Raw genomic sequence first — 1,670 nt, forward strand, 5'->3', positions numbered from 1 at the left:
TGATCTTAACGTGACCGTACTGACCCTTACCGCCGGACTGACGAGCGTACTTGTGATCAACATCAGCAAGCTTCTTGATAGTTTCCTTGTAAGCAACCTGAGGCGCACCAACGTTTGCCTCTACCTTAAACTCTCTGAGGAGACGGTCAACGATGATATCGAGGTGAAGCTCACCCATACCGGCGATGATGGTCTGACCGGTTTCCTCGTCTGTCCAGGTCCTGAAGGTGGGGTCTTCCTCAGCAAGCTTTGCAAGACCGATACCCATCTTCTCCTGACCTGCCTTAGTCTTGGGCTCGATAGCGAGCTGGATAACAGGCTCGGGGAATTCCATGGACTCGAGAATAATGGGGTGCTTGGGATCGCAGAGAGTATCGCCTGTGGTGGTGTTCTTGAGGCCTACACAAGCTGCGATATCGCCCGAATAAACGGTTTCGATATCCTTTCTGTGATTGGAGTGCATCTGAAGGATACGACCCATTCTTTCGGAGCCGTCCTTAGTTGCATTGAGAACAGTAGCGCCTGCGTCAACAGTACCGGAGTAAACTCTGAAATAGCAGAGCTTTCCAACGAAGGGGTCTGTTGCGATCTTGAATGCCAGAGCGGAGAAGGGCTCTGAATCGGAAGCAGGTCTGTCCTCTTCCTCGCCTGTCTCGGGGTTAACGCCCTTGATAGCGGGGATATCGAGAGGAGAGGGCATATAATCAACTACAGCGTCAAGGAGCTTCTGAACGCCCTTGTTTCTGTAGGAGGTGCCGCAGGTAACGGGAACGATCTTGTTTTCGATGCAGCCCTTGCGGATGCACTTCTTGATCTCCTCGACCGTGAGCTCCTCGCCCTCGAGATATTTTTCCATGATCTCGTCGTCCATCTCGGCAGCAGCTTCGACCATCTCATCGTGATACTTCTGAGCCATTTCCATCATATCTTCGGGAATGGGCTCGTCTCTCATATCCTTACCGAGATCATCGTAGTAGACCTCTGCCTTCATTTCAACGAGGTCGACAAGTCCCTTAAAGTCATCCTCGGAACCGATAGGAAGCTGAATGGGCACTGCGTTACACTTGAGACGGTCTTTCATCATGTCCACAACTCTGTAGAAGTTTGCGCCCATGATGTCCATCTTGTTAACGTAAGCCATTCTGGGGACCTGATATTTATCAGCCTGACGCCAAACGGTCTCAGACTGGGGCTCAACGCCGCCCTTTGCACAGAAAACTGTTACAGAACCGTCAAGAACTCGAAGCGAACGCTCAACCTCAACTGTAAAGTCAACGTGGCCCGGGGTGTCGATAATATTGATTCTGTGGTCTCCCCAGTGCGCTGTGGTAGCAGCGGAGGTGATGGTGATACCTCTCTCCTTCTCCTGCTCCATCCAGTCCATCGTAGAAGCACCCTCATGAGTCTCACCTATCTTGTAGTTGACACCCGTATAGAAAAGGATACGCTCGGTGGTGGTGGTTTTACCGGCGTCGATGTGAGCCATGATACCAATATTTCTTGTTTTTTCAAGTGAACAATCTCTTGGCATAGCTTTTCCTCCAAAATTTAGCTGCGTTTATAACGTACTGCTTCGGCTTTAAGGCTCTGTTACCATCTGTAGTGAGCAAATGCCTTGTTAGCTTCAGCCATCTTGTGAGTATCCTCACGCTTCTTGCAAGCGCCGCCCA

General features: G+C 50.7%; 1 protein-coding gene and 1 pseudogene. Both read right to left on the reverse strand.

Translation table 11 applies throughout. The features are described from left to right. The coding region (fusA, locus tag ACI4J0_RS09780) for an elongation factor G (RefSeq protein ID WP_439765624.1) at positions 1-1,531 on the reverse strand (1,531 nt) is incomplete at its 3' end. Between the two features lie 59 nt (positions 1,532-1,590). Then, positions 1,591-1,670, reverse strand: a pseudogene (locus ACI4J0_RS09785) (30S ribosomal protein S7); the annotation flags it as partial.

The organism is Huintestinicola sp., from assembly GCF_051882455.1.
Taxonomy (GTDB): domain Bacteria; phylum Bacillota; class Clostridia; order Oscillospirales; family Ruminococcaceae; genus Huintestinicola.